Below are 12,917 nucleotides of genomic sequence, written 5' to 3' on the forward strand. Positions count from 1 at the left end.
AGCGGGGTCCCGTTTCGTGGATGGTGGGGGAGCTATAGGCAATTCCACCGCATGTGCGAAGAGGGTTTCCACGCCGGTCTGTTCGAAAAGCGACACTCGTGTGACGGGCACAGCGGTCCGATCCCGCTTGGCCGTCGAAAATGTGTAGAACAAACCAAGAATATGTGTCTATCATCCTCCATGACGATTCTTCTCTCCAATGCCGAGGCCCGGCGCATCTTTCTCGCCCGCCAGGGTCTGAGCGCTCCGCCCGGCCGCCTGCTCGGCAAGGCGGACCTGCTGAACCTCATCCACGATATCGGCTTCGTGCAGGTCGACAGCATCGCCACCGTGGAGCGGGCGCATCACCAGATCCTGTTCTCGCGCAACCAGACCTATCGCCGCGAGCATCTGACGGCGCTGCTGGAGAAGGACGGCGACCTCTTCGAACACTGGACCCATGATGCCTCGGTCATCCCGAGCAGCTTCTTCCGCTACTGGAAACACCGGTTCCGCCGCAAGGAGGCCTCGATGGCCGAGCGGTGGCGCCGATGGCAGGGCGAGGGCTTCGACAAGGCGTTCGGCGAGACCTACGAGCGCATCGCCTCCGGCGGCGCGGTCCTCTCGCGGGACCTCAAGGCCGACGACCACAAATCCGGCGGCTGGTGGAACTGGCATCCGAACAAGACGGCGCTGGAATATCTCTGGCACACGGGCAAGCTGGCGATCGCCCGGCGCGAGAACTTCCAGAAGGTCTACGATCTCGTCGAGCGCGTGGTGCCGGCCCATCACCATGCGCCGGACGTCGAGCACGATGCCTTTGTCGACTGGGCCTGCCGCAGCGCGCTGGAGCGGTTGGGTTTTGCCACCCATGGCGAGATCGCCGCCTTCTGGGACCTCATCTCGCCGGAGGAGGCGAAGGCCTGGGTGGAGGACCATCGCGAGGAGCTGCGCCCGGTCTCGATCGAGCCGGCGGACGGCGGCAAGCCGCGCGCCTCGCACGCCTTTGCCGATTTCCCGGCCTGCCTTGGCAATGTGCCCGAACCGCCCGCCCGCCTGCGTGTGCTCTCGCCCTTCGATCCGCTGATCCGCGACCGAAACCGCACCGAACGGCTGTTCGGCTATTTCTACCGCATCGAGATCTTCGTGCCGGAGCCCAAGCGGCAATATGGCTACTACGTCTTCCCGCTGCTCGAGGGCGACCGCCTCGTCGGCCGCATCGACATGAAGGCCGACCGCAAGGCCGGTACGCTCGACGTCAAGCGGCTGTGGTGGGAGCCGAAGGTCCGCGCCTCTGCCGGCAGGCAGGAGAAGCTTGAGGCAGAGCTGGCCCGCATTGCGAAGTTCGCGGGCGTGGAGACGGTGCGGTATCTGGACGGCTGGCGCGGGGACGCGGGTTAGGCCGTCACCGGCCGCCCGCCGAAGGCGGCTTTGCCCTTTTCCGTAAGCGCACGGAATTTTTCGGAGGCGCCCGTCAGCTTGGCGTCCCATTCCGGGTCGGGCACCTGGCCGCGGATCGTGTCGAAATACACGGCCATCAGCGCGGCGATCGCGAAGGGCTCCAGCACGGCGGCCTTGAAGGCCCAGGCGAAGACGATGGCGACGACGAAGCTGTAGCCCGCGATCTCGCCTGGAAAGGCGTAGAGAATCGCGCCGGCGGGGGCGAGGGCGAGGAGGAAGACGACGATCGACAGCACCCAGAGGAAGACGGCGAGCCAGACGGCGTTCTTCACCATCTTCAGGCCGTTCTGCGCGTAGAGCACGAGGCCGCGGCGGGCGCCGTCCCAGGCATTGTCGCTGTTCGTGCGGATGTTGTAGCCGAGGATGATCTCGTCGACATAGGTCAGCGACAGGCGGATGACCGTGTTGGCGAAGCGGGCGATGGCGTCGAGCCCGGGGATCGGCAGGAAGGCGGCGACGCCGCCGATCAGCCCAGTAATGGCGGCGATGGCGCCCTTGACGAGCTGGTCGAGTGCAAAGAGCACGTTGGCCTCGCCGAAACGGGCCGTGACGACCTCGCGGCCATAGGTAACCTGGCCCTTGCCGTCCGGCAGCGCCTCGCCGTCGATCAGTTTAACGATGATGGCGATATGGGCGGCCTTGACCATGTAGAGCAGCCATTCGCGCGCCCAGTAGACGGCGGCGGCAATGAAGCCCATGCCGATGAAGCCGCCCCAGGCGGCGTAGGATTCCGGGCTTTCGCTGAGTGAGCCGACGACGTAGCCGATGCCGGCTCCCGCACCCGTCGCGAGGATGAAGGCGAGCGTGATGACGAAGTAGATCACCATCCGCAGGAGGATGAACGGCATGGTCCTGGCGAGGATACCGATGGTCCTGCCGATGCTGAAATCCCACATGCCCCGCCATCCCCCGAGAAAATCCCGCGATCCCCGATTGCCGCGTGAAACTCAGACGTTTCGGGGAGGCGGGATATTCGGTTTCAGCAGAGGTCGGTGGCGCTGATCTGGATGCCAAACCCTTCGAGGCCGACATAGTGGCGCTCGCGCGAGGCCATCAGGCGGATCGACGTGATGCCGAGATCCTTCAGGATCTGCGCACCGAGGCCGATTTCCAGCCATTCGCTTTCGCGTGCCTGCGCCTCGTCGTGGCCCTCGCGATCGTGTTTGCCCTTGCGCGCGGTGGAGGACTGGCCGACGCCGACGGACCCCTCGCGCAGATAGACGATCACGCCGCGGCCCTGTTCGGCGATGCGCTTCATGATCGCGTCGATCTGGCGGCTCGCACCAAAGACGTCACCGCCGACATTTTCGAGATGCAGGCGCACCGGAATGTCGACGCCGTCCCTGATGTCGCCGAAAACGACGGCAAGATGCTGCATCGGGTCCCAGGGCAGGGTGTAGGTCAGGGCTTTCGCCTTGCCGTAGGGCGTATCGATGTCGAAACCGTCGACCTGCTCGATCAGTGTTTCCTTGCGCTGGCGATAGGCGATGAGGTCGGCGACGGAGACCTGCTTGAGGCCGTGCTGCTCGGCAAAGCCTGCCACCTGCGGCCCGCGCATGACGGTGCCGTCGTCGTTGACGAGCTCGCTGATCACGCCGATCGGCGGCAGGCTTGCGAGCTTGCAGAGGTCGACCGCGGCTTCCGTGTGGCCGGAGCGCATGAGGACGCCGCCTTCACGGGCGACGAGCGGGAAGATGTGGCCGGGGCGCACGAAGTCGGCGGCGCCGACATTGGGGTTGGCGAGGTTGCGCACCGTCAGCGTGCGGTCGTCGGCCGAAATGCCCGTCGTCGTGCCGTGCTTGAAATCGACCGAGACGGTGAAGGCGGTGGTGTGCGCCGAATCGTTCTCCGCCACCATGGCGTTGAGGTTGAGGCGCTTGGCCTCCTCGCGCGGCATGGGGGTGCAGACGATGCCGGAGGTGTGGCGCACGATGAAGGCCATCTTTTCGGGCGTGCAGTGCACGGCGGCGACGATGAGGTCGCCCTCGTTCTCGCGGCCGTCGTCATCCATGACGACGACGATCTCGCCGGCCTCGAAGGCGCGGATGGCATCGACGACACGCTTCTGATCGTAGCTCATGGCAGGCTCCTATTCAGCCGATTATTTCAGGCGGCCGGTCTGGCCGCGATCGCGCAGGTAGTGGTCGGCAACGGCGCAGGCGACCATTGCCTCGCCGATCGGCACGGCACGGATGCCGACGCAGGGATCGTGCCGGCCTTTGGTGCGCACGTCGACATTGTTGCCGTCCGAATCGATCGAGCGGCGCTCGGTGAGGATCGAGGAGGTCGGCTTGATGGCGAAGCGGGCGACGACCGGCTGGCCGGTGGAAATGCCGCCGAGAATACCGCCGGCGTGGTTGGACAGGAAGATCGGATTGCCGTCATTGCCCATGCGCATCTCGTCGGCATTGTCCTCGCCGGTGAGTTCGGCAGACGCAAATCCTTCGCCGATCTCCACGCCCTTGACGGCGTTGATCGACATGAGGAGGGAGGCGATGTCCTGGTCGAGCTTGCCGTAGATCGGTGCGCCGATGCCGGCGGGAACGCCCTCGGCGATCACTTCGACGACCGCGCCGATCGAGGAGCCCGCCTTGCGGATGCCGTCGAGATAGTCCTCCCACACGGGCACGATGGCAGGGTCGGGCGCGAAGAACGGGTTGTTGTTCACCTCGTTCCAGTCCCAGTTGCTGCGGTCGATCTTGTGTTTGCCGATCTGCACCAGCGCGGCGCGGACGGTGAGCCCCGGCACGACCTTGCGGGCAAGGCCGCCGGCGGCGACGCGGGCCGCCGTCTCGCGGGCGGAGGAGCGCCCGCCGCCGCGATAGTCGCGGATGCCGTATTTGACGTCATAGGTGTAGTCGGCATGGCCGGGGCGGTAGCGTTTCGCGATCTCGCCGTAGTCCTTGGAGCGCTGGTCGGTGTTCTCGATCAGCATGGAGACGGGCGTGCCCGTCGTGATCATCGTCTCGCCGTCGTCGTCCAGCATCACGCCGGAGAGCACCTTGACGAGGTCGTCCTCGCGGCGCTGCGTCACGAAGCGCGACTGGCCCGGCTTTCGCTTGTCGAGCCAGGCCTGCAGTTCGGCCAGCGTGAAACGGATGCCGGGCGGGCAGCCATCCACCACGCAGCCAAGCGCCGGCCCGTGGCTTTCGCCCCAGGTGGTGACGCGGAAGAGATGACCGAAGGTATTGTGCGACATGAGCGGAACCGGACCCCACAGGAAAGTGCGACCTCTCTTAGTGGAAAAGGCGGGGTAGGGACAAGGGTTTCGCGCTTTTACCGTCAGCATGCCCGGTGATTGCCCCTCATCCCGCTGCCGCGACCTTCTCCCCGCAGGCGGGGAGAAGGGGCAAGGGGCGATGTTCTCCCCAACAACGATGCCGCTGTCTGGGGAAACGGGCGCGACACCCCCTTCGCCCCGCTTGCGGGGAGAAGGTGCCGGCAGGCGGATGAGGGGCGATCCAGGCCCTTACGACGCCAGCTTCCACCGCATCTCGCTGCCGAAGGCGAGGAAGGCGTCGCGGGAGAGCGGCTTGGCGAAGGCGTAGCCCTGCAGGAGATCGCAGCCGAGCAGGCCCAGCATCTCGGCATGCTCCATCGTCTCCACGCCTTCGGCGACGATCTCGATGCCGAGCGAGCGGCCGATCTCGATGATCGAGCGCACCAGCGCCTGTTCGTTGCGGGCGGTGAGGATGGGGGCGACGAGCTGGCGGTCGATCTTCAGCCGCTTCGGCTTCAGCTTCAGGAGGCTGACGATGGAGGTGTGGCCGGTGCCGAAATCGTCGATCTCGATGTCGATGCCGAGTGCCTTGATGCGTTCCAGGTTGGTGAGAACGACGTCGTCGCTCTCGTCGAGGAAGATCGATTCGACCAGTTCGAAGGCGATCTGGCCGGGCTGGATGGAGAGGCCGGTGAGGCTGTCGATCAGGCTCTCGTCCCGGAGGCGCCGGGCCGACACGTTGACCGAGATCTTCGGCATGATCAGGCCCTGCGCCGCCCAGCGGGCGCAGTCGAGCAGCGCCTTTTCCAGGACGATGCGGTCGAGCGTGGCCATGACGTTGAGGTCTTCGGCGATCTTCAGGAAGTGGTCGGGCGTCAGCAGGCCTTCGCGCGGATGGTTCCAGCGGATCAGCGCTTCGGCGCCGGCGAGCTTCAGTGTGCCTGCGTCGATCTGCGGCTGGTAGTAGGGCACGAATTCGTTGTTCTCGATGCCGGCCAGGATATCGTCGGCGATGCGTTTGTTCGAGATGATCTCGGCCTGCAGCGCCTCGGTGAAGAATTCATGCCGGTTCCGCCCGAGCGCCTTGGCCCGGTAGAGCGCGATATCGGCATTGACGAGCAGCCTGGCCGTGTCGATCGACCGGCCCTCGGCAAGGGCGATGCCGATGCTGACGCCGAAGCGGCAGAGATGGCCCTCATATTCGACGGGCTGCTGCATCAGGCTGATGATGCGCCGCGACAGCGCGCTGAGATAGACCTGATCGGTCGTGTTGGTCACCACCACGACGAATTCGTCGCCGCCGATGCGTGCCACGAGGTCGCCGGTGTGCACGCAGGCGCGCAGCACCTGCGAGGCATGCACGAGAAGCGCATCGCCCGCGGCATGACCGAGCGTGTCGTTGATCTGCTTGAAGCGGTCGAGGTCGATATGCAGGATGCCGACGCGCGCATCCTTCGTCTCGCTGCGCGTGGCGATGTCCGTCAGCTCGTCGTCGAGCTTGCGGCGGTTGCCGAGCCCGGTCAGCGGGTCGTGCAGCGCGTTGTGCTCGATGCGGACCTTGGCCTGTTCCAGCTCGATGTTCTTGGCGTCCGCCTGTTCCTTGGCCGCCTTCAGGTTTTCCTTCAGGATCACGTCTTCCGTGACGTCGAAGGCAAGGCCGATCAGCTTGCGGCCGCCGTCCTGAGCGTGGTGGACCTTGCCGACGGAGCGCACATGGCGGATCTCGCCGTCCGGCATCAGGATGCGGGCCTCGCGCACATAGGGCAAATCGTGTTCGACGCAGTGATTGACGGTCTGGACCGTTTCTTCCCGGTCGTCCGGGTGCATTGCGGCGAGCCATTCCTCGTGCGTCACGGTGCCGTCGGTGAAGACCAGGCCGTAAAGCTGGTGCATGCGCTCGTCCCAGTAGGTCCGGCCGAGGTCGAGATCGGCTTCCCAGAGGCCGCACTGGTAGGAATCGAGTGCGAGGTCGAGGCGGCGGCTGGTCTGTTCCAGTTCGGTATTCTGCCGTTCGGACTGTTCCTTGGCCTGGCGCAGGCGGGCGGTCATCTGCATGTCGTCGGTGACGTCGAAGGCGAGCCCGACCAGCTTGCGGCGGCCGTCCTGCCCGGTATGCAGCTTGCCGACCGACTGGATATGGCGAATGGATCCGTCCGGATGCACGACGCGCGAGGTGCGCGAATAGGGCACGTTCTCGTCGATGGTCCGGCTGGCCTTGCCTTCCGCCTCGGCACGGTCGTCGGGATGGATGGCGTTGATCCAGATGTCGTGGGTGATGCGCTTGCCGGTGTTGGTGATCCCGTAGAGCTGGTGCATGCGGTCGTCCCACAGCGTCAGCCCATCCTCCAGATCGGCCTCCCACAGGCCGCATTCGTAGGAATCGAGCGCGAGGTCGAGGCGCTGCGTCAGCTTGGCGAGCTCGGCGTTCTGCACCTCGGCATGGTCCTTGGCACTCTTCAGCGCCTCGTTCAGCAGCACGTCCTCGGTCACGTCCCAGCTGATGCCGGTCAGCTTGTCCTCGCCGTTGGGACCGGTGAGGCGTGAACCGACATTGCGGATATGGTGCCAGTTGCCGTCGGGCATGAGGATGCGGTACTGCGACTTGTAGTCGTTGCCGCCGGCGCGGATCCGGTCCATCTCGCCCCTGGCGATGGCGACGTCGTCGGGGTGGAGAACGGAACGCCATTCGTGGTCGTTCGGCGTCTCGTTTTCCGGGAAGCCGTGCAGACGGTGCATCTGTTCGTCCCAGTTGCGCGCGCCGGTCGACAGCTCGACTTCCCAGATGCCGATCTTGGAGGCGTCGAGCGCGATGTCGAGGCGCTGGGAGAGTGACTGCACCTGCCGCTCGCGCGCCCGCAGCCGGGCGATGTTGCGCTGGCGTTCGCTGACGAGGCCGCCGGTCAGAAAGATCGGCACGATGATGACGAGTGCCGCAGCGGCGATGATCAGCCGGATCTGGGTGAGGTTTTCAGGCGGGTGCTGCCAGCCTTTGGAGGGGATGGCCGCCAGTTGCCAGCGCCCGCCGGGAAAATCCAGCGCCTGGAGGACGGGTTCCTTCTCGAAGACCTCCGCATCGCCGAAGAACGGATCGACGATATTGTCGGGCACGCTGACGTCGCGGATGGCGAGCTGGATATCGGTTTCGTGCCGTTGCGCGCTGTGCCGCGTGGGCTGGTCGGCATCGAACAGGCCGGCGTCGGTAAAGAGCTTGCGCTCGTCGATCAGCCCGTCGATGTAGCCCCAGAAATAGTGCCGCGCCTCCACATTGGTGAAGACCGGTATGAAGAGGTTGAAGCCGCGGCCGCCCTTGGCGAACTGCACCGGCCCGAACATCAGCGGGCGCCCGCGCGAACGGTCCATCTGGGCGGCCCGGCGGAAGGAGGGGAAGCGGTTGAAATTGGTACCGAGGTAATGCTGGTTGCCGTCGAGCGGGAAGGCCTGCCGGACCGTGCCCTCCGGCGCGACGCCGACCCGGCGGAAATGGGTGTTCTGCAGCATCAGCTTGCGGGCGAAGACGTTGAACTGCAGCGTCGCCTGCTCCGGCGCCACCGCGAACATGTTGGCGACGCTGCGCAGGGCCGCGACATTGCCGTTCACCTGGCTCTGCAGCCGGGCTGCGACCAGCGCGAGGTCGCCCGCCACATGGTTCTGCAGCTCGTTGCGGTAGATATGCTCGTTCTGCCGCTCGTAGACGATGCCCGCCGTCAGGATGACGCAACCGGCGATCGCCGCCGGAATGAGCGACGGTTTCGCCCATTCTGCTATGGACGCCAGAGCGTGGCGAAAGGCGGCTGGAACGCGCAAAAAGAGAATCCCCGGTGGTCGCAAAACGGTAAGGGAGGCTTCCTTAAGATTGCATTTATAAACAGCTGAAATACTTGCATTTCCGTCCCGATACGGGAGAGTGTTGCCAAGCCGCTTTCCGGGCCCTCCGCCGCCCTTGTCCGACAATTCCGGGGATGAGCGGGCAGCCTGCCTTGCTTCGTATGATCTTTCCGGCCATCCATTTCACCAGCGCACGCGGGGGCGGGCGAATTTCGCCATATTTGGGGGGCATCTGACATGGCCAGCAAAAAGACTGATTCATTCCCAGGGGTTCGCAAGATGCGCTTTCTGATCGCCGCGCTGATGGCCACGGCCGTTTTCCTTTCGCCGCTCGCGGCTTCTGCCGAAAGCGCCGACGTGGAGGCCGTGATCACGAATGTCGACACGACGAACCTCAGCCTCTCGCTCGATGACGGCAAGAAGTACCAGGCGCCGGAAGAGTTCAATTTCGAGGGGCTGGAACCGGGCGTGAAGGTGCTGGTGTTCTACACCGAAGTCGACGGCAAGCGCGTCATCAACGATCTCGAGATCATCCAGTAAGGCTTTGCCTTTCATTCCGCCACGGCCGTCCGGCTTTTCCAGGCGGGCTCTTGTCCCTTAGAGCCAGTGCATGCCCGTCGCATCGATGCGCAGCAGGCGATCCTGGTGGATCGGCGTGTTGGCCGCTTCTTCCTCGTCCATGCCGTTCAGCCGGAAGGCCGCGCGGAAAACACCGCCATGGCTGACGCAGACGGTCGGACCACGGACATCGGCAAGCCAGGACGCGATGCGCCAGGAGAGAATCTCGTAGCTTTCCGCCGCATCGCCGGGCGGAATGAAGTTCCATTTCGCGTGGCTGCGCTCTTCGACCCGTGCCGGCGCTTCGGCCATCAGTTCGGGCAGGGTATGGCCTTCCCAGTCGCCGAAGGACAATTCGACGAGACGGTCGTCGGTGCGGTAGGCGAGGGGATCGAGCCCCATGGCGCGGCGAAGGGTTTCCATCGTCTCGCGCGTGCGGCCCAGCGGGCTTGCGACGAAATCGAAATCGGCGGCCGCGGCGCCGAGAATGCCTTTGAGGGCGGCGCCGTTGCCGGCCGCCTGGCGGCGGCCGGTCTCGTTCAGCGGAATGTCCTTCTGCCCCTGCAGCCTGCCCTCTGCATTCCACGCGGTCTGGCCGTGACGGATCATGTAGATGAGCAAGGCGAAAACCCCGGGGCGGACGTTCGTATCAGTCCTTGATGACGGAGATGTCGGGCGCGTCGACGGCCTTCATGCCGACGACGTGGTAGCCACTGTCCGCATGATGGGTTTCGCCGGTCACCGAGCGCGACAGATCGGACAGCATGTAGAGGCCGACATCGCCGACTTCCTCGATCGTGACGGTCCGGCGCAGCGGCGCATTGTACTCGTTCCACTTGAGAATATAGCGGAAGTCACCGATGCCGGAGGCTGCGAGCGTCTTGATCGGGCCGGCGGAAATCGCGTTGACGCGGATGTTCTTCGGGCCGAGGTCGACGGCGAGATACTTCACGCTCGCCTCGAGCGCGGCCTTGGCGACGCCCATGACGTTGTAGTTCGGCATGACCTTCTCTGCGCCGTAATAGGTCAGCGTCAGCATCGAGCCGCCGTCGGTCATCAGCTTTTCCGCGCGACGGGCGACCGACGTGAAGGAATAGACCGAGATCTGCATGGTCTTGGCGAAATTCGCCGGTGTGGTGTCCACGTAGCGGCCGGTCAGCTCGTCCTTGTCGGAAAAGCCAATCGCATGCACGAGGAAGTCGATCTTGCCCCAGGTCTTCTCGATATTCTCGAAGACGGCGTCGATCGATGCCTCGTCGGAAACGTCGCAATCGCCGGCCAGCACGGCGCCGATTTCGACGGCCAGCGGCTCCACACGCTTCTTCAGCGCATCGCCCTGATAGGTCAGGGCAATCTCGCCGCCCTGTGCGTGGATAGCCTTGGCGATGCCCCAGGCGATGGAACGGTTGTTGGCGACGCCCATGATGACGCCGCGCTTGCCCTTCATCAGACCAGATGCCTGAACCATGGTTTGCCCCCTGATACTTAAGTCAGATTTGCCTATGGCATAGGCGGCATTGGGGTTCAAGCGCGGGAGGGTTCAGGAACTGTTAGCACTCGTAACAATGGGTGCATGTTTTATGAAAGCGTCACAAAGGGCTCAAAGATAAAGCCCTTCGCGCAGGCTGCGCATCAGGTCGATCATCTTGTCATCCGGTTTTTCCCACAGGAGAAGGCGGATTTCGGCGACGAGATCGCCCCGTTCGCCGTTTTCCATGAGCAGACCTTCACCGGGAATACGGATCTGGTGGTCGGAGCCCGACCAGGCCGGAACCGTTACCGGCAGCGGTCCGAGCGGGCCGTCGATGGTCGTCTCGCAGCCGAGCACGGCATTCTCGATCGTCACCGGCAGGTCGACCTTCAGGTCGAAACCATCGACCCGGAAGCGACCGGGGGCAACGCGCAAGGTGATGACGGCATCGCCGCGCTTCAGGTTCTCGATGCGGTGACCGGCCTCCTTGAGGCGGATCACCTGGCCATCCGTCGAGCCGGCGCCGACAGGCACGCGCAGCGTCTGCCCGTCCGGGGTCTCGATCGTCGGGCGCACCTTGTTGAGGATGTCCTCGACGCTGACGGTGACGTCGGCAACGAAGTCCGGTGCCGTCTCCACCTTGACGCGGCTTCCGCGGATGCGGCGGATGATGGCGGAGATGAGGCTGCTTGCCGGGGCGACGCCGCGGCCCGGCGGCGCCTCTTCGATCTCAGGCTCGTCGGCCGCCTTGCGGGCGTCCTGTGCGGCGGCGCCGGCGGCCTGTGCCTGCTGCTGGGCGCGCGGCTGGGACTGCGCTTGCCCCTGGACCTTGGCTTCTGCCGGCTGTCCGCGCGAATCGACGCCGAAGATGCGGGCGATCATGTCCTCGGCATCCTCGTTCGACACGCGCGGCGGGGCTTCGCTCCTTGCCTTGCGCTCGGCCTGCTGGCGGCGCATCTGCTCCATGCGGCGCAGTTCGGCCTCGCGCTGCTGGCGGTCGTAGCGGCTGCGTTTGTCGGGGTCGCGCAGGATGTCGTAGGCGCGGCCGGCCTCCGTGAAGCGCACGGTGGCATTTGGGTCGTCATGGTTCTGGTCGGGATGCACGGCCTTCGCCAGCGAGCGCCAGGCTGCCTTGATTTCCTCCTGCCCGGCGTTTCGCTTCACGCCGAGCACCGAATAGGGGTCACGCATAACTTCCACCCGTTGCCGTTTTGCCGGCCATGATAGCGATGAACGTCCTAATCACTGGTTACGGGCCAGAGTTGAAAAAGTGCAAAGATCGCGTGTCCTCAACCTTGCAGGTCAAAGGCGAGCAGCAGCCATTCGCCGGAATTGCCAAGGCAGGTGCGGCCGGAATAGTTGGCGATGCCCTGGTAGGAATGGCGTGTCGTCACGAAGTCGCGGCACGGCCGCCCGGTCGTGTCGCGATTTTCCGCAATGCTGCTGATGACGCCGGCGCTGCCCGAGGCGGAGTTCGCCCACGGAATGGCGCTGCCGCCGGTGCGGGCAAGATCGGCGGAGGAGACGGCGTTGCGCACGGTGATCTCGTCGGTCAGGCGTTCGGTGCCCGAGGGCACGGAACTGGTGCGCAGGGTATCGACCTTGCTGCCGTCGAAGATGTCGAGACCGCCCATGCAGCCGGAGAGAGAGGCGCCGCACAGGGTCACGACAACAACCGCAAGGCAATGTGCCCTGTATGGCTTTGTCTGCGCGCGCGACTTTGCTATGACGTCCACTCCAACCTGCCTCATGCAGTTAATAGATCGGCATTGAATCGAATATGAGCGAAAATGCGTTAACAAGCGGTGACTTCACCGAGGAAAACGAACCCTACGCCCTCTTCGGCACATGGCTGGAGGAGGCGGCGAAGACCGAGCCGAACGACCCGAACGCGGTGGCGCTCGCCACCGTCGACGAGGCGGGTCTGCCGAATGTGCGCATGGTCCTGCTCAAGGGGTTCGATGCACGCGGCTTCGTCTTCTATACGAATTTCGAGAGCCAGAAGGGTGTGGAAATCCTTGGCGCGCTGAAGGCCGCCATGTGCTTCCACTGGAAGTCGCTGCGCCGTCAGGTGCGCATCCGCGGCGAGGTGGAGATCGTCACCGATGCCGAGGCGGACGAATACTACGCCTCGCGCCCACGGGGCAGCCGCATCGGCGCCTGGGCATCGAAGCAGTCGCGCCCGCTGGAAGGCCGTTTCGCGCTGGAGAAGGCGGTTGCCGAATACACGGCCCGCTACGCCATCGGCGAGATTCCTCGCCCGCCGCACTGGTCCGGCTTCCGCATCAAGCCCGTCTCGATCGAGTTCTGGCACGACCGCCCCTTCCGCCTGCACGACCGCATGGAATTCCGCCGCACGGCGGACGGTGCCGGCTGGACGAAGGTCAGGATGTATCCGTGAAT

At 64.9% G+C, this 12,917-nt stretch carries 11 protein-coding genes; 3 read left to right on the top strand and 8 right to left on the bottom strand.

Annotated features, from left to right (window positions below; genetic code table 11):
* The first annotated feature begins 180 nt into the window (after positions 1-180).
* Positions 181-1,380 (top strand): winged helix-turn-helix domain-containing protein, encoded by a 1,200-nt coding sequence (locus tag P9A16_RS08430; RefSeq protein ID WP_023514772.1) that lies wholly within the window; start codon positions 181-183, stop codon positions 1,378-1,380.
* Here the strand turns inward: P9A16_RS08430 and P9A16_RS08435 are convergent.
* The 4 genes from P9A16_RS08435 to P9A16_RS08450 form a co-directional block, all read right to left on the bottom strand.
* Positions 1,377-2,336 (bottom strand): hypothetical protein, encoded by a 960-nt coding sequence (locus P9A16_RS08435; protein WP_023514771.1) that lies wholly within the window; start codon positions 2,334-2,336, stop codon positions 1,377-1,379. The two genes, P9A16_RS08430 and P9A16_RS08435, sit on opposite strands and share 4 nt — an antisense overlap.
* An 83-nt stretch (positions 2,337-2,419) precedes the next feature.
* The gene (gene ribB, locus P9A16_RS08440; RefSeq protein WP_023514770.1) at positions 2,420-3,520 is read right to left on the bottom strand and encodes a 3,4-dihydroxy-2-butanone-4-phosphate synthase; all 1,101 of its coding nucleotides are present in this window, start codon (positions 3,518-3,520) and stop codon (positions 2,420-2,422) included.
* 21 nt (positions 3,521-3,541) lie between these two features.
* Positions 3,542-4,639: a chorismate synthase gene (gene aroC / locus P9A16_RS08445; RefSeq protein WP_037406046.1), complete on the bottom strand. Its 1,098-nt coding sequence runs from the start codon at positions 4,637-4,639 to the stop codon at positions 3,542-3,544.
* A 270-nt stretch (positions 4,640-4,909) separates the two neighbouring features.
* Positions 4,910-8,464, bottom strand: coding sequence for a bifunctional diguanylate cyclase/phosphodiesterase (locus P9A16_RS08450; RefSeq protein ID WP_023511841.1), 3,555 nt, complete (start codon positions 8,462-8,464; stop codon positions 4,910-4,912).
* A gap of 300 nt (positions 8,465-8,764) precedes the next feature.
* On the opposite strand from P9A16_RS08450, the gene P9A16_RS08455 reads away from it, so the two are divergent.
* On the top strand, positions 8,765-9,025 hold the full coding sequence (locus tag P9A16_RS08455) for a DUF1344 domain-containing protein (RefSeq protein ID WP_023511842.1): 261 nt from the start codon (positions 8,765-8,767) through the stop codon (positions 9,023-9,025).
* A 57-nt stretch (positions 9,026-9,082) separates the two neighbouring features.
* Here the strand turns inward: P9A16_RS08455 and P9A16_RS08460 are convergent, their stop codons facing one another.
* The 4 genes from P9A16_RS08460 to P9A16_RS08475 all read right to left on the bottom strand — a co-directional run bounded on the left by P9A16_RS08460 (position 9,083) and on the right by P9A16_RS08475 (position 12,250).
* A complete protein-coding gene (locus P9A16_RS08460; protein ID WP_037408577.1) occupies positions 9,083-9,664 on the bottom strand; it encodes a histidine phosphatase family protein in 582 nt (193 codons plus the stop codon).
* Positions 9,665-9,692: 28 nt separating this feature from the next.
* A complete protein-coding gene (gene fabI / locus P9A16_RS08465) occupies positions 9,693-10,511 on the bottom strand; it encodes an enoyl-ACP reductase FabI (RefSeq protein ID WP_023511844.1) in 819 nt (272 codons plus the stop codon).
* Positions 10,512-10,643: 132 nt separating this feature from the next.
* Positions 10,644-11,705, bottom strand: coding sequence for a DnaJ domain-containing protein (locus P9A16_RS08470; RefSeq protein ID WP_024271148.1), 1,062 nt, complete (start codon positions 11,703-11,705; stop codon positions 10,644-10,646).
* A 98-nt stretch (positions 11,706-11,803) separates the two neighbouring features.
* Positions 11,804-12,250 (bottom strand): RT0821/Lpp0805 family surface protein, encoded by a 447-nt coding sequence (locus P9A16_RS08475; RefSeq protein ID WP_023512260.1) that lies wholly within the window; start codon positions 12,248-12,250, stop codon positions 11,804-11,806.
* Between the two features lie 44 nt (positions 12,251-12,294).
* On the opposite strand from P9A16_RS08475, the gene pdxH reads away from it, so the two are divergent.
* Positions 12,295-12,915, top strand: coding sequence for a pyridoxamine 5'-phosphate oxidase (pdxH, locus tag P9A16_RS08480; RefSeq protein WP_023512261.1), 621 nt, complete (start codon positions 12,295-12,297; stop codon positions 12,913-12,915).
* The last annotated feature ends 2 nt before the right edge of the window (positions 12,916-12,917 follow it).

Source organism: Shinella sp. 838 (assembly GCF_029623935.1).
In the GTDB taxonomy this organism is placed as follows: Bacteria; Pseudomonadota; Alphaproteobacteria; order Rhizobiales; family Rhizobiaceae; genus Shinella.

Coding starts and splice junctions, on each gene's coding strand:
- P9A16_RS08430 (WP_023514772.1), top strand. CDS start 181: ATGACGATTCTTCTCTCCAATGCCGAGGCCCGGCGCATCTTTCTCGCC.
- P9A16_RS08435 (WP_023514771.1), bottom strand. CDS start 2,336: ATGTGGGATTTCAGCATCGGCAGGACCATCGGTATCCTCGCCAGGACC.
- ribB (WP_023514770.1), bottom strand. CDS start 3,520: ATGAGCTACGATCAGAAGCGTGTCGTCGATGCCATCCGCGCCTTCGAG.
- aroC (WP_037406046.1), bottom strand. CDS start 4,639: ATGTCGCACAATACCTTCGGTCATCTCTTCCGCGTCACCACCTGGGGC.
- P9A16_RS08455 (WP_023511842.1), top strand. CDS start 8,765: ATGCGCTTTCTGATCGCCGCGCTGATGGCCACGGCCGTTTTCCTTTCG.
- fabI (WP_023511844.1), bottom strand. CDS start 10,511: ATGGTTCAGGCATCTGGTCTGATGAAGGGCAAGCGCGGCGTCATCATG.
- P9A16_RS08470 (WP_024271148.1), bottom strand. CDS start 11,705: ATGCGTGACCCCTATTCGGTGCTCGGCGTGAAGCGAAACGCCGGGCAG.
- pdxH (WP_023512261.1), top strand. CDS start 12,295: ATGAGCGAAAATGCGTTAACAAGCGGTGACTTCACCGAGGAAAACGAA.